We start from the raw sequence: 13,561 nt of genomic DNA on the forward strand, positions 1-13,561 counted from the left end.
TAGATAGTATAAGTGCATCTTCGCCTTAAGGATTGCCAATCGGCGAGATTTCTTTAGCTTTTTCTCTCCTCTAGAACTTGTTATAATATTTCATATCAAAAATAGAGGAGGGAGTTATTTGGAACAAAAAGTAGAAAAACAAATTCTTTCAGCACTCGGTCAAATTCAAGAAACATTATGCGGGCACACTGAAATTCTTGAAAAGCATAGTGAGATTCTCGAAAGTCATACTCAAAAGTTGGACGAGCATTCGCAAATCTTACACAACCATAGTGAAACATTGAAAGAGCATGGTCAAATGCTTTCTGCACTGAAGACAGGACAAGAGCAACTGAAAGCAGAGCTAGATGGTATGAAAGTAGATTATGCAAAAGAGTTTGGTGAAATAAAGGCGAAGTTTGCCGATATGAAAGCAAATGTTGACGTATTAAAAGATGAAACTTGGAAAAACAAAACTGATATTTATCGTTTCAAAAACCTTCTCGGGTTTTAACATTTTTATTTTATAGAAAGAGATGAAATCGTTAAACCCCTTCTCCTATTTTTTCTTCTTATAGTTTATCCCAATACACTATTTTACCTAAAAAAATTCATTAAGTTTCCCTCAACCTATGTATGTTATGTTACGATGCTAGCAAACGTTTTATTAGGGAGGACAAAAGTGTCAAAGAAAAAAATTGTCGTTTCATTTAGTGGAAAAGATTCAACATTAGCACTACATGACCTACTACAGTCCGATGAATACGAAGTAGATTCATTATTTGTGACGGTCACTAGTGGTTATAATAGAATGAGTATACATGGTGTGCGAGAGGAACTAGTAGTGGAGCAGGCGGAGTCAATCGGCTTGCCGTTAAGAAAAGTACACATCCCACAAGATTGCTCCAATGAACAATATAATGAAATCATGACTGAAGCGATTAAGAAAATTAAAGCGGATGGAATCAATCATATTGCTTATGGTGATTTATTTTTAGAAGATATTCGAAAGTATCGCGAAGAGATGTTAAAGGATACAGGGGTTGTTCCTGTTTTTCCGCTTTGGGGTGAAAGTACGTCAGAGGTATTGGAACGTTTTGTATCGCAAGGGTATAAAACAATCATTACGTGTGTTGATTTAAATAAGTTACATGAAGCGTTTTCTGGAATGGTGATTGATCACGATTTTGTTGAGAAATTACCAAGGGACGTCGACCCGTGTGGAGAGTTTGGTGAGTATCACTCATTCGTTTTTGATGGCCCGATTTTTAACAAAAAAATAGACTTTGCAACTGGTGAGAAAAAAGTAACTCCTGATGTAATGACGGGGAAAGACCGTTTTTGCTATACAGATTTAATTAAATAGAACCTATTTAAACTTAGGAAGATATCCTAAGTTTTTTGTGGCTAAAAAAGCTGGGATGGGAATTTCAGAAGACGATTGGCTGCACACAGGAGATCTTAATGAAAATGCCAAGCACCTGGAAATGATTCACCAGGTTCCTGGCGCTTGTTAAATAAAGTAAAAGCCGATTGCGATGATGACATAGGCGAGTAATAAGGTTAAGCCTTCAAACCAGTTTGTATCACCGTCGTTGATGATCATAATTGATAAGAATACACTCAAGATCATTGAAATTAATGCTTCTGTTGAGAAAATCAGTGGCATTGGAGTCGGAAAGAAATACGAGAGCAACACTAATATAGGTGTTACAAACATCGCAATTTGCAAGGTCGACCCTAACGCAATTTCGACAGAGACATTAATTTTGTTTTTCAGTGCCATGTAAATTGCAGTTATGTTTTCAGCAAAGTTACCGATAATGGCAACGATAATGACCCCAATAAATACTTCACTCCATCCAAACGATTCTGCGACACTTTCAAATGTATCGACGAGCTGATCACTAACGAGTGCTACAGCTAATGCGGCAGCAGCTAATATGGCAATCGATTTTCCTTTCGGCCATTCCGGCTCTTCCTCTTCAGCAGGCTCATCCCCTTTTTGTGCATATACCCCTCTATGAGTGACAAGATGGAAAAATAAAGCTGCAAAATAAAGCACGAGCATAATAATGGCAATCCCAGTACTTAATACGAGGATTTCAGTATCACTAATGCTTTCAGCAAAAATAAACGGAAAAACAAATGATACAACAACAGAAAACATGAGAAGACCTGTGTTATGGCGGGCATTATAAACATTGAACTTTTGGCGCTTGAACTTCAATCCACCGATAAAAAAAGAAGTACCAGCAACGAGCAGCAAGTTACTAATAACAGCACCAGTTAGTGAAGCAAGGACAATATTTAAGTAACCAGAAGCTAAAGCAAAAACTGATATCGTCAGCTCAACTGCATTACCAAACGTCACACTGAGTAATCCACCGATTCTAGGTCCAGCAATCACTGACAAACTGTCGGTTGCTCTTCCAATGTATGAAGCAAGCGCTAGGATTGTCACACTGTATACTCCGAACATCATCGTCGGGGACCATGCCATGATCGTACCGATTAATGAAAGAGGGACCCCGATCAAGACGAGCCCAAAGAAAATTCTGTTCATAGTTGCCAACCTTTCTTTTTAGCGTTTCCATCTTTAGCCTATTCTTTTTTGGAAAAATCATACGGATCGTCTTAAGAACCGATTGTATTTGGAGCGAGTCCTTTGAAGAAAATGTCAGGTTCACGTAAACTAATAGAATAGCAATGAAATGGAGGAGAGTAGTATGACGTGGGAAATTAAATCATTTGAAGAATTAACGAATCTAGAATGGCACGAAATTATAAAAGAAAGAATGGCGGTTTTTGTAGTTGAACAAGACTGTGCATATATGGAAATCGATGGACATGATCCAGCTTCATATCACTTATTTTTAAAAGAGGGAGATGAAGTTGTTGCATATGCTAGGCTCATGCCAAGCGGAACGATTTATCAAGAGGCATCAATTGGCAGGATTATCGTTAAAGCAGATCAGCGGGGCAAAGGATATGCTAAAGAAATTATGGAGCGCGGTATGAAGTTCTTGTTGAATGAATTGGGAGAGTCTGAAATAAAACTCCAGGCCGAGTATTACATAAAAGATTTATATGCTTCATATGAATTCGAAATCACCTCAGACATCTTCCTTGATGAAGGGATCGAACATGTATATATGCTGTATAGAGTCCCTGATAAAAAGAAAGCAGAAATGAAATAGAGAAAGTGGTTGTCAGTGGGGAAGTTATAAGCAAGTTGAGAATGTTGTAAGAAAAACTAGAGTGTGGCGAGTAAACAATGGAGTTTTCAAAAAATGGAGTGCGAAGAGTTAACGATTAAAGTCGTAAAAGATATAGGAATCTCTCTTCGTAAAGGTGAACAAAGGTGGATACGGCCAAAAAATACACAAATAAATAACGCTAACATGAAGGGACGATCACACATGGCTTGGAACATAAAGAAATTCGATGACTTAACAGCTGCAGAACTGTATGAAATTTTAAAAGAACGCGTCAATATTTTCGTTGTTGAACAAGAATGCCCATACCCTGAAATCGACGGCAATGACCAAGTAGCATATCATATTTTTAATGAACAAGATGGTGAAGTAACTGCATATGCCCGGATTCTGCCAAAGGGGACAACGTATCCTGAAGCTGCGATCGGACGTGTCATTGTAAAAAAGGAGTACCGTGGAAAAGGTCTTGGAAACGAATTGATGCAGCAAACGATGGACTTACTTGTCAACGAATTGCATGAAACGGCAATCAAACTTTCAGCACAAGATTACATTAAGCATTACTACGCAGCATTTGGCTTCAAACAAGTATCAGACGTTTATTTAGAAGACGGCATCCCACACGTAGACATGCTTTACAAAAACGAATCTTAATTTAAATGTGAAAGTTTCACGTGGTGCCAGGCACATGGAAGTTAATTTCCATGTGCCTGGCACCTTGTTATTTTTTTCACAAAGACATTTTAGAAGCTTAGCTTTGTATTTTTTTTCGAATATGAACGGCTTTTTCTGGAAAGTCAGTCATAATCGCATTACAGCCTCTTTGAATAAAAGTAGCTATTAGGCCCTCATCATTGATAGTAAAAGGTCTAACAGGCATACCGGCTTGGGAAGATCCTGCAATCAACTCAGGAACGGCAACAGGGTAATAACAATGTAGGGCATTTGCACCAACTGTTTTCGCATAATTCCAAGGTTCATAAAGACCTTCCATAAAAAGTATAGCGATTTCGATATGTCGATTTTGTTTGCGAAGATCCACTAAGCTGTAATGGTTAAATGAAGAAAAAATCACTCGATTTTGCATGTTGTATCGATGAACCAAATCTAGAACCTTTTTTTCGATTTCAGGATAACGAATGAATCCGTTTTTGAGTTCAATGTTCAAAAGTAGTGGCGTTTGTACAAGCCAGTTAAGTACGTCTTCTAAACGAGGGATTTTTGTATGTGAAAAACTAGGGTCGAACCAGCTCCCCGCATCCAACTGTTTTAGTTCATTGTAGGTTAAATCTTTCACCCAGCCATTCCCGTTCGTCGTTCGGTCTACCTTTTCATCATGAATAACAACAGGAACACCGTCTTTAGTCAGTTGAACATCGAGTTCAATGCCATCAGCGCCGTATTGAAGGGCAGCTTGAAAAGCTTCCATTGTATTTTCAGGGTGTGTACTAGAAGAGCCACGATGAGCGAAGATCTTTGTCTGTCTATTCATAATAATTTGATCACCTCAAAAGAATATGTATGTCGCAATAATTCTCTCATGTAAAGAATTGCATCACAATCAATTATATTTACAAAAATAAAATAAAGTGCCCGGGACCTGGAAAGTATTATCCAGGTTCCAGGCACTTGGTTAAAAATGTTAAAACAAGGTCGTTTGTTCTGTTTCGCCAAGTCGCTCGAGAGCCATCGGATCATGATCTTGGAAGTAGGCGTGGTGAATCCACTTTTGTTTTGTCATTAACTGCTTCGATGAATTACACATTTCATGTTGTACTAAATGATCATTATCCATTATTATAAGGAAAAATAAATTTAGGAGGAATATCATGGAAGTACGATTGATGGAAGCGATTGATGCTGAAGCATACCGAGCTCTTAGACTCGAAGCCTTACGAACAAATCCCGAGTCATTTGCATCTGGTTATGAAGAAGAAAAAGAGAATTCCGTTGCCTTTTATAAAAAACGGCTTCAATCAGACAGTTCATTTACCTATGGAGCATTTTATCACGAGAGGTTAGTTGGTGTTGTTACCCTTGTGAGGGATACAAAACAAAAAATGAATCATCGCGCAAACATTGTTGCTATGTACGTAACTCCTGAAGTTAGGGGGAAAGGTATTGGGAGAAAGGTCATGAAAGCAGCTATTGAAAAAGCTAAAGAGTTAAACGGTCTCAGACAAATCTATTTAACGGTTGTTACTGATAATACTCCTGCGAAAAAACTATATGAATCTATTGGTTTTGTAACTTACGGAGTAGATAAAGAGGCTCTTCATGTTGGCGGTACATATCTTGATGAAGATTGGATGGTATTATTTTTATAATATAATAAATATCCAAATATTATGATAAAAATGAGTTTAGGAATGATTCTAAGCTCTTTTTTTATTGCTAATTGATCGTGTCTTACGTAATGATACAAAAGTTTTGGTATATAAGTGGGAATAAATAGCAAAATCGATTGAACCTTTTGTAAATAATTAAAGGGTGATAAAATAAGGAATTGTGTTTGATTGAATAAATATTCTAAACAATATTTTTGAAAGATTCAAAGGTGATAAGAAAGGGGAGCTCTTAGCTTCAGACAAGCGAGGGGGGAAAGGATATGAAAAAAAATAAGCAAAAATCATGGACGATCATACTCACAGACGGTCCGCAATCACCAGTGAGAAAATTTAACCTTTCAAAAAAACTCTTTTATAGCAGTATTTTAATAGTGTTTTTTCTCATAATTACGATTGGTGGACTTACATATACGCTAAATAAACTAAATATGGAACAATCTCAGCTCTATGCTAAGATTGATCAGCAGCAGGTTGAAATAACAGAAGTGAAAAATGAAAATATCGCATTACATGAAGAAGCTTCGGCTGTTCAGGAAACGATCGAAGAGTTTAAAAGTTTTGAAGCACGATTAAGTGAAATGGATTTGGAAATGCCTTCAGATCTTGATGATCGAGATGGAAGTGGGGGAATTGAACTTCCAGAAGGTTTAGACGTCGGTGACGAGTACAATGACGATGTTTTTAAGGGGTTACTTGAAATGAGGGACAATCTTCCAGAGCTTCTTGATAGTTTTGAGGATACATTAGCTACACTCATGGAATATGAAGAAGAACTTCGTACCGTACCGACACTTTTTCCGGCAGAAGAAGGCAGGATCTCTTCACATTATGGGAATCGTGAAGATCCGATCACTCAATGGAAAAGGTTTCATTCCGGAACAGACATTGCAGCACCGTTAGAAACCCGCATTTATGCTGCGGCAGATGGTACTGTCATTCATGCAGGACGTCACGGTGGATATGGAAAGACGGTCATTATTGATCACGGCAGTACGTATGAAACCCTCTATGCTCATTTAAATTCGATTGAAGTCTCTGTCGGAGATACAGTGAAAAAAGGCGATGATATTGCTGGCATGGGAACGACTGGCCGCAGTACAGGAGTACACCTTCACTATGAAATTAAACGAAATGGTGAGCATATTGATCCGTATATATATATGACCTTCCATCAGAGATAGAAGGAATAAAAAGGAGCGAGAAGGATGTTTTCAAATAAAAAAGATGAAAAGAAATTGGATGAAGTTTCCACAGTGATCGGAGAGGAAACAACTTTTACCGGCACCCTTGAAGTAAACTCAAGTATTCGAATTGACGGAAAAGTTTACGGTGATGTGAAATGTAACGGTGATGTAACTGTCGGTCAGGAAGGGTATATCGAAAAACAATTAACAGCTCGAAACTTATTTTTAGCGGGTAAAATTCAAGGTGACGTAAAAATTGAAGGGAAAATTCATATTTACGATTCTGGATCATTAGATGGAAAAGCTGAAATGAACACAATCGTCATTGACGAAAATGGTCACTTTAATGGAGAGTGCGTGATGACTGGCTCTCAGGATGTGGCTGGGAAAAAAGAAAACAGTTCAAAGAAAGAAAAAGTGAAGGAAGTCAAAGAGCAAGCATAAATGTGTTATGTCCGTAGGAGACTTCACGGTGCTCCTTATAATCTTTATATAAACGTACCCATCTCATATAATGAGGTGGTTTTTTGTATGGATATACATTGATTGATACGGTTGTTGGTGTGAGTGATAGTTATGGGGCTGGGTGATGGTGGGATCTGAAGTAGGAGTGTTGTCTGACCTTTTTTTTACGAAAGATCATTTCAGTTTTCTTGCTTGTTGAGTCCGACACGATTGAGTCTGACTCGGGTGACCCAGACATAAATGTGGAGGACTCAATTCATGAATAAATACGAGGAAAACTGATTATAAAGGAGGGTATTTTGTATAAAAATACAACCTACCGATACAGCTACTGATTCTCATTGAACAATACAGTTTTGCAAAAAAAGGTAATGATTTCTTGTATTTATGAGCACTATAGTTCATGAGGTTTATAACTAATTAAAAAAATGGAGTGTCCTCATGGATCGTGTAATGAAACTGTTCATCATTTTTGTCGGATCAATTATATTAGGGATTGCTTTTAATGTGTTTCTTTTACCGCATGAAGTCCTTACAGGTGGAGTCACAGGTCTTGCGATGGTACTCGGTCTTTTATCGCCGATTAATACCGGGATCTGGATCATTATCTTAAATATACCAATTCTTATCATGGGTTGGATGAAGCTAGGGAAGGAGTTTATTGGAAACAGCATTTACTCTGTATTAGTGACGGCGATTTCGATGCAATACATCCCTGTCGTAGAAATTACGCAAGATGCTCTTCTTTCTGCCGTTTTTGGTGGGGTTCTGACTGGGGTCGGAGTCGGCTTAATTGTAAAGTATTATGGATCCACTGGAGGATTTGACGTAGTTGGACTCTTAATTACACAAAAACGAGATTTACCGCTTGGCTTCATTATTTTTGTGTTAAACAGTGGGGTCGTGTTTATTTCCGGATTTATTTTCGGATGGGAGCTTGCGTTATATACGATGGCATCGATTTACATAACCGGAATCGTTATTGACCGAATTCATACACGACATATAAAAGTAAGTTTAATGGTTGTTACCGATCGCGGTGAAGAACTCCAAACAGAACTATTAAGTAAACTCGTTCGTGGAATTACGGTAATCGAAGGGAAAGGCGCTTATTCCAAAGCACCTCGTGAAGTGTTATACACTGTGATATCACGATATGAGCTAGCAATGGTATTTGGGTTAATTAAGGAAGTAGACCCTAACGCCTTTGTTAGCGTCAGTGAAACGCTTGAAGTGATGGGCAACTTCCGTAAAGACTAAAATTGCTCTACCAGGTCCCGCACAATTTTGTGAACATTTTTAAGAGGTTATTAACTGTAAAAACCAATCACATTTAGAAAAAGTACTCCTAAAACTGTTGTAATAGCTCCAGAGAGAAAAACAATAAGAGGCAATTTAAAGGTTTTTTCTTCAAGCCAGACAACGAATGTAATGATGATGACAATAAGTAAGCCTAGAAAAATTGCTGCGATTGGATTCGTTGGAGAGATCCAATCGTACCAGTTAATTGCACTCATTTTTTTACCTCCTAATCAATGGTTATTAATTCCATTTTTACTTTGTTTTTCAAATAAGTCAATTGAAAAAGGTAAGCTAAACTCCTTAGTTTTGATTCTAACGTACTTGATATTTATTCCAGAGATGAATGACCTTTTTCCATTTTGTGCAAAATACTTATAAGTTACGAGATGAAAGGAGCAGCAAATGGAAGCCAATATTCGAGTTAGACGGAGTATATTTATCTTCACATGTTTCATGATGGCATTATTTTCAGCGACAAATACATATTTTGCTGAACAACAGCTACCAAAAAATTATGGGGCAAAGGGAGCTTTGCTTGCTCAAGAAGTGACTGTAGAAGAGGCACTCGTTTATGCACTTCAAGATGAATATTTAGCTCAAGCAAGATACGATGCCGTGATTGACAAGTTTGGCGAGGTTAGGCCATTTATGAAAATTAAAGAGTCAGAGAAGCACCACATTCATTCACTACTACCGTTATTCAAAATGTTTAAGACCAAAGTGCCAGAAGATGATGCAAAAAAATACGTCACCGCACCAGAAACATTAAAAGAAGCTTATCAAGACGGAGTCGAAGCAGAAATTGAAAATATTGATATGTATGAAAGGTTTTTAGAAATCAAAGACCTTCCAGAAGAAGCCCGAGCTGTTTTTCAAAAGTTGAGTGATGCGTCACGAAAACATCTTGAGGCTTTAAACAAAGGCCTAAGCCGTGTATAAAAGGTCCAACCAAAAAATCCCAGGTGCCTGGAACCTGGGATTTTTTGGTTTTAAAGTGGAGGTTTTATGGTGTTCATAAATGGTGGAAATTTATGTTAAAGTAATTGTAGAGTTGAGATTTTTTAAAGTGAATGGTGGAATATCACTATTTCTTTTATCAGAAATTTAAAAGGGGTATACACGATGCTTGGTAGAGTGAGGGAAAGGATAAAGGGATACGGCTGGAAAAAGGTAGGGGTTATTTTTGTCGGTTCATTTGTCGCTTTTATTGTCGTTGTGGTAACGGTCACCTTTTACTTACTGTTTTTTATGGAGAGGTTCGATAATCGTTATATCGGGTCTGAAGAAACACGTGAGCACATTCTAGGTTATGAGGAAAAACAGGGCAATTACATAGGAGAAGAAATGGCTCAGTATTAGATACTGAGCCATTTTCATTTCCGTAGAATGTTAACCATGCATTCTTTCTTCGTAATCATTCGACATATCTCGGGAAGTCCCTGGTACCATTGAGAATGCCAATGTCACAAACATTGAGATCCACAAAAAGAATGCAAACGGTGCATATTGAAGGACTGGGACTTGGATGATTGTACTACATAAAATGGCTAACAAGCTCCACGGCACGAGCCCTGCGTAGACGACTGTCGTGTCGGAAAGCACCCGAGCTAAATGCTCTTTTTTTAAATGAAGGCTCCAATGTGGAAAGAGTGACCTTCCTGTCAATAAAATTGGAAATGATTGATTTGGCGAGATGAGTGACACTCCGGCAGCGACTCCAATGGTTTGCATTGTGTTTTTCGTTAGCGACGTTTGATCTGTAAAAAAACGATGAATATATGGTTGGATCATGCCGGTGTCTTCGATAATCTGACAATACGCACCAACAATAAGGATGAAAAGAATAAAGGATATCATCCCGACAAGCCCCCCAAATGACTCAATACCAAAGATCATGCTTGTCGTCCATTCACTGACCGATACGCCACGAATGAGTAAAATCACTGCTGCTGTAGCAATACTTGATGAAAAACAAAGTTTCATATTTTTTCCTAGTAAAATCATTAATAGTAAAACGAGAGGTGGTATGAGTGAAACTATGAGAGACCCAGCTTCAATATTGCTTACTATTGCAGTGGAATCGACACTTGGTTTTTCCACGACAAAATCAAGGACCAAAAAGATGGCAGCAGTAATTCCGCTAGCGATGAGCATCGTCGGTAAGATCGTCCTAAAATGCGTGCGAACATCAAGCTCAACGGAGAACGATAATAATTGAAAGGAGCTCGATAATGGTGATGTTCTGTCACCAACGAAGGCACCTGAGACGAGTGCCCCACCAACGAGAGCGATAGGTAAACCGAGCGTTTCTGCTGTTGCAATAATTGGCACCCCGACGATACTTAAACATCCAACAGCCGAGCCTATGATAAGCGACATAACGGCTGCAATAAGGAATGTGATCACAAAAAAGTATTCCGGTGAAACAAACGATAAAAAAAGCTGATTCAAATCATTAATGGTTCCTGATAAAAACCAAGTCGGAAGAATGACTCCAATAAAAGCAAGCAGCCATGCAATATTTTTGTTCCTCTTTACACCTGTCCACGAAGACATTACTAACCCTTTATATGTAAAGCCATTTTTCTTAGCGATAAAAGTAAGCAACGTAAGGCCAGGTAGTATTGCAACAACTAGTGAAAAATCTAGCAAAATCGCCAACATTAATGTTCCGACTGTAACCCCGAGAATAAGTACTAATTCAATAACATTAAAACGAGTGTTCATATGAAAACCTCCAAAAATTGAGGGGGAAATCTATCACTGAACTAGTTTAACATGGAATAAGAAGAACAATAACGATTAAAACCATTTTCACCTAAAAACTAGATAATTCCAGGTGCCTGACACATGGGATTAATTGGAATCCACTGAGAGGGAAGAAGCTCAATTTGTTAGAACGGTTTTAAATAACGGACAAATCGAGAAATTCGCGGACAACTCGAAAAAGTCGCGGACAACCAGAAAAAGTCGCGGACAAATCGAAAAAGTCGCAGACAAATCGAAAAAGTCACGGACAACTCGAGAAATTCGCGGACAACTCGAGAAATTCGCGGACAACTCGAAAAAGTCGCGGACAAACCCCAAAAAGTCGCGGACAAAAATCCATATCATGACTAAAAGACAAGAAATAAGCCCTACTCCAAGATTGGAGTAAGGCTTATTTTACTTCAATTAAGCATTCACTTGTCCTAACACTCCGTTTGTTGCAGCCATGCCAATAATGACGCAGCCCCACATGTGTTTATATGCGCTTACGTAATCATCGCATGTAAAACGAATGGTTTTTGGCCCAACGAGTTCAACTGATGGGAGTGTTGTTGTCATATACGCTTGATTCGTTCCTTTAAACGTAATCTCAAATGTAACCGGTCCCTCTACTTTATAAGGCTCGACATGACTTGCTTTTTCTACTGCTGTTTTCGCCTTTTCCTTAATCATTTCTTGTGCCTTTTGTGGCGCGATTAAATCAGCGGATAAACGGTCAACGCCTCGTTTAACAACCGCAGTTTCGATGTCAGGTAAAAGTGCACTTACTTCTTCGCAAACAACATCATCCCCAGAGACGAGTAGGGCTGGAACACCGAATTGACCTGCAACACCTGCATTCATTTCTGCTTCACCGACAATGTTATCATTGATTTTCATCTCTTCAACGCAAATGCCAGCAAGTGTATGGTTAATGATCGCGCGTTCCGATCCACCTTCACGGCCGTGGTATCCGATGAAAAACACGCCGTCAAAACTTTCATCGATGCCTTCCATTTGGCACATGACGCGGTTGTTTCCAGAAATAAGACGAGCGCGTGGATCAAGGTCCTCAATAAAAATATTGGACATGTTTCCGTGCCCATCAACTACAACGACTTCAGTTGCACCACCATCAAATGCTCCTTCAATTGCAGCATTTACATCTTGGGTCATAAGGCGACGGAAACGTTGGTATTCGTCATTCTTTTTTAGTTGAATGTTTGTCGCAACACCAGAGACTCCTTCAATATCAGCGGAAATAAAAAGTTTCATTATGTATCTACCCCTTTTTTCTGAATATTCCTTCTTATGATACCATATAAAGTAGCATAGTTCGCTGTAAAAGGACGTAAGAAAAAAGACTCGTTTCTTAGGGAGGTGGACAGTATGAGTAAAAAAATGTCGTATGGCAGTGATTATAAATACATTCCAGCCACAACCATAAGAAGTGGAAAGATCACTCAAGTTTTACCTGACTTATATTGTTACGCAAATAAAGTTGTTAACGTTGTTTTTATCGGTGATGCTCGGAAAAAATCGTTCGTATTAGTGGATGCTGGGATGCCAAAGTCAGCGAAGAAGATTGTGAAGGCAGTTGAAAAAACATATGGAAAAGGAGCACGTCCAAAAGCGATTTTGTTAACACACGGGCACTTTGATCATGTCGGCTCCATCATAGAATTAATAAACTATTGGAAAGTCCCTGTTTATTCTCATGCATTTGAACTTCCATTTTTGACGGGGGAATTTGACTATCCGTCACCAGATCCATTTGTACGAGGTGGACTGATTGCGAAAATTTCCTATAAGTTTCCGAAAAGAGCGGTAAATTTAGCTGACCATATTGAAAGGCTTCCGGCTGATGGATCGGTCCCGTATTTGGAGGATTTTCGTTGGATCCATACGCCAGGGCACACACCAGGGCACGTATCGTTTTTTAGAGAAAAGGATCGCACCTTGATCGCAGGGGATGCGTTTATTACGGTAAAACAAGATTCGTTAATAAAAACGATCACGCAAAAACTTGAGCTGAACGGGCCTCCGAAGTATTTTACAACGAACTGGAGGGCAGCTTGTGAATCGGTAAGAAAACTAAAAGAATTACATCCAGCTGTTGCAATCACTGGTCATGGGCGTCCGGTCTCGGGAGAAAATTTGACAATCAATTTGAGGAACCTAGCTGATAACTTTGAACAAAAAGCAATCCCTCCTAAAGGAAAATACGTGTAAACTGGTATAGAACTAGTCTAGGTGCCAAACACCTGGATGGAATTCCTATTTGTGTATAAGGGCAAAAATAGCCTGCCTAAGCGGT

General features: G+C 38.7%; 16 protein-coding genes. 11 read left to right on the forward strand and 5 right to left on the reverse strand.

What is annotated here, in order from left to right:
- The first annotated feature begins 118 nt into the window (after nt 1-118).
- Together LGQ02_RS03560 and LGQ02_RS03565 are read left to right on the forward strand one after the other, a co-directional pair.
- A complete protein-coding gene (locus tag LGQ02_RS03560) occupies nt 119-493 on the forward strand; it encodes a hypothetical protein (RefSeq protein ID WP_226516861.1) in 375 nt (124 codons plus the stop codon).
- A gap of 168 nt (nt 494-661) precedes the next feature.
- On the forward strand, nt 662-1,345 hold the full coding sequence (locus LGQ02_RS03565) for a Dph6-related ATP pyrophosphatase (RefSeq protein ID WP_226516862.1): 684 nt from the start codon (nt 662-664) through the stop codon (nt 1,343-1,345).
- 147 nt (nt 1,346-1,492) lie between these two features.
- Here LGQ02_RS03565 and cax read toward each other — a convergent pair whose 3' ends face one another.
- The gene (gene cax / locus LGQ02_RS03570; protein ID WP_226516863.1) at nt 1,493-2,545 is read right to left on the reverse strand and encodes a calcium/proton exchanger; all 1,053 of its coding nucleotides are present in this window, start codon (nt 2,543-2,545) and stop codon (nt 1,493-1,495) included.
- Between the two features lie 163 nt (nt 2,546-2,708).
- On the opposite strand from cax, the gene LGQ02_RS03575 reads away from it, so the two are divergent.
- Nucleotides 2,709-3,179: a GNAT family N-acetyltransferase gene (locus LGQ02_RS03575; protein WP_226516864.1), complete on the forward strand. Its 471-nt coding sequence runs from the start codon at nt 2,709-2,711 to the stop codon at nt 3,177-3,179.
- A gap of 93 nt (nt 3,180-3,272) precedes the next feature.
- The gene (locus tag LGQ02_RS03580) at nt 3,273-3,851 is read left to right on the forward strand and encodes a GNAT family N-acetyltransferase (protein WP_319003511.1); all 579 of its coding nucleotides are present in this window, start codon (nt 3,273-3,275) and stop codon (nt 3,849-3,851) included.
- 97 nt (nt 3,852-3,948) lie between these two features.
- Here LGQ02_RS03580 and LGQ02_RS03585 read toward each other — a convergent pair whose 3' ends face one another.
- Nucleotides 3,949-4,689: a glycerophosphodiester phosphodiesterase gene (locus LGQ02_RS03585; protein WP_226516865.1), complete on the reverse strand. Its 741-nt coding sequence runs from the start codon at nt 4,687-4,689 to the stop codon at nt 3,949-3,951.
- 337 nt (nt 4,690-5,026) lie between these two features.
- On the opposite strand from LGQ02_RS03585, the gene LGQ02_RS03590 reads away from it, so the two are divergent.
- The 4 genes from LGQ02_RS03590 (at nt 5,027) to LGQ02_RS03605 (ending at nt 8,454) form a co-directional block, all read left to right on the forward strand.
- Nucleotides 5,027-5,524, forward strand: a complete 498-nt coding sequence (locus LGQ02_RS03590) for a GNAT family N-acetyltransferase (RefSeq protein ID WP_226516866.1) — start codon at nt 5,027-5,029, stop codon at nt 5,522-5,524.
- 281 nt (nt 5,525-5,805) lie between these two features.
- Nucleotides 5,806-6,726 (forward strand): peptidoglycan DD-metalloendopeptidase family protein, encoded by a 921-nt coding sequence (locus LGQ02_RS03595; protein WP_226516867.1) that lies wholly within the window; start codon nt 5,806-5,808, stop codon nt 6,724-6,726.
- 24 nt (nt 6,727-6,750) lie between these two features.
- Complete coding sequence (locus LGQ02_RS03600) at nt 6,751-7,173, forward strand: bactofilin family protein (RefSeq protein ID WP_226516868.1); 423 nt, start codon at nt 6,751-6,753, stop codon at nt 7,171-7,173.
- Between the two features lie 462 nt (nt 7,174-7,635).
- The gene (locus tag LGQ02_RS03605; RefSeq protein ID WP_226516869.1) at nt 7,636-8,454 is read left to right on the forward strand and encodes a YitT family protein; all 819 of its coding nucleotides are present in this window, start codon (nt 7,636-7,638) and stop codon (nt 8,452-8,454) included.
- A 50-nt stretch (nt 8,455-8,504) separates the two neighbouring features.
- On the opposite strand, the gene LGQ02_RS03610 is transcribed toward LGQ02_RS03605, so the two are convergent.
- Nucleotides 8,505-8,711, reverse strand: a complete 207-nt coding sequence (locus tag LGQ02_RS03610) for a hypothetical protein (protein ID WP_226516870.1) — start codon at nt 8,709-8,711, stop codon at nt 8,505-8,507.
- A gap of 187 nt (nt 8,712-8,898) precedes the next feature.
- Here LGQ02_RS03610 and LGQ02_RS03615 point away from each other — a divergent pair, with 187 nt between their 5' ends.
- Together LGQ02_RS03615 and LGQ02_RS03620 are read left to right on the forward strand one after the other, a co-directional pair.
- Nucleotides 8,899-9,435, forward strand: a complete 537-nt coding sequence (locus LGQ02_RS03615) for a ferritin-like domain-containing protein (RefSeq protein ID WP_226516871.1) — start codon at nt 8,899-8,901, stop codon at nt 9,433-9,435.
- 183 nt (nt 9,436-9,618) lie between these two features.
- A complete protein-coding gene (locus tag LGQ02_RS03620) occupies nt 9,619-9,855 on the forward strand; it encodes a hypothetical protein (RefSeq protein WP_226516872.1) in 237 nt (78 codons plus the stop codon).
- A gap of 30 nt (nt 9,856-9,885) precedes the next feature.
- On the opposite strand, the gene LGQ02_RS03625 is transcribed toward LGQ02_RS03620, so the two are convergent.
- The gene (locus LGQ02_RS03625; RefSeq protein WP_226516873.1) at nt 9,886-11,223 is read right to left on the reverse strand and encodes a Na+/H+ antiporter NhaC family protein; all 1,338 of its coding nucleotides are present in this window, start codon (nt 11,221-11,223) and stop codon (nt 9,886-9,888) included.
- A 447-nt stretch (nt 11,224-11,670) separates the two neighbouring features.
- Nucleotides 11,671-12,519, reverse strand: a complete 849-nt coding sequence (locus LGQ02_RS03630) for a M55 family metallopeptidase (RefSeq protein ID WP_226516874.1) — start codon at nt 12,517-12,519, stop codon at nt 11,671-11,673.
- 114 nt (nt 12,520-12,633) lie between these two features.
- Here LGQ02_RS03630 and LGQ02_RS03635 point away from each other — a divergent pair, with 114 nt between their 5' ends.
- Nucleotides 12,634-13,476: an MBL fold metallo-hydrolase gene (locus LGQ02_RS03635; protein WP_226516875.1), complete on the forward strand. Its 843-nt coding sequence runs from the start codon at nt 12,634-12,636 to the stop codon at nt 13,474-13,476.
- The last annotated feature ends 85 nt before the right edge of the window (nt 13,477-13,561 follow it).

Source organism: Bacillus shivajii (genome assembly GCF_020519665.1).
Classification (GTDB): domain Bacteria; phylum Bacillota; class Bacilli; order Bacillales; family Salisediminibacteriaceae; genus Bacillus_CA; species Bacillus_CA shivajii.

What these genes read in the sequence shown, in the direction of transcription:
- LGQ02_RS03620 (WP_226516872.1), top strand. Translation starts at nt 9,619, where the DNA reads ATGCTTGGTAGAGTGAGGGAAAGGATAAAGGGATACGGCTGGAAAAAG.
- LGQ02_RS03585 (WP_226516865.1), bottom strand. Translation starts at nt 4,689, where the DNA reads ATGAATAGACAGACAAAGATCTTCGCTCATCGTGGCTCTTCTAGTACA.
- LGQ02_RS03605 (WP_226516869.1), top strand. Translation starts at nt 7,636, where the DNA reads ATGGATCGTGTAATGAAACTGTTCATCATTTTTGTCGGATCAATTATA.
- LGQ02_RS03590 (WP_226516866.1), top strand. Translation starts at nt 5,027, where the DNA reads ATGGAAGTACGATTGATGGAAGCGATTGATGCTGAAGCATACCGAGCT.
- LGQ02_RS03635 (WP_226516875.1), top strand. Translation starts at nt 12,634, where the DNA reads ATGAGTAAAAAAATGTCGTATGGCAGTGATTATAAATACATTCCAGCC.
- LGQ02_RS03600 (WP_226516868.1), top strand. Translation starts at nt 6,751, where the DNA reads ATGTTTTCAAATAAAAAAGATGAAAAGAAATTGGATGAAGTTTCCACA.
- LGQ02_RS03580 (WP_319003511.1), top strand. Translation starts at nt 3,273, where the DNA reads ATGGAGTGCGAAGAGTTAACGATTAAAGTCGTAAAAGATATAGGAATC.
- LGQ02_RS03575 (WP_226516864.1), top strand. Translation starts at nt 2,709, where the DNA reads ATGACGTGGGAAATTAAATCATTTGAAGAATTAACGAATCTAGAATGG.
- LGQ02_RS03595 (WP_226516867.1), top strand. Translation starts at nt 5,806, where the DNA reads ATGAAAAAAAATAAGCAAAAATCATGGACGATCATACTCACAGACGGT.
- cax (WP_226516863.1), bottom strand. Translation starts at nt 2,545, where the DNA reads ATGAACAGAATTTTCTTTGGGCTCGTCTTGATCGGGGTCCCTCTTTCA.
- LGQ02_RS03630 (WP_226516874.1), bottom strand. Translation starts at nt 12,519, where the DNA reads ATGAAACTTTTTATTTCCGCTGATATTGAAGGAGTCTCTGGTGTTGCG.
- LGQ02_RS03610 (WP_226516870.1), bottom strand. Translation starts at nt 8,711, where the DNA reads ATGAGTGCAATTAACTGGTACGATTGGATCTCTCCAACGAATCCAATC.
- LGQ02_RS03625 (WP_226516873.1), bottom strand. Translation starts at nt 11,223, where the DNA reads ATGAACACTCGTTTTAATGTTATTGAATTAGTACTTATTCTCGGGGTT.
- LGQ02_RS03615 (WP_226516871.1), top strand. Translation starts at nt 8,899, where the DNA reads ATGGAAGCCAATATTCGAGTTAGACGGAGTATATTTATCTTCACATGT.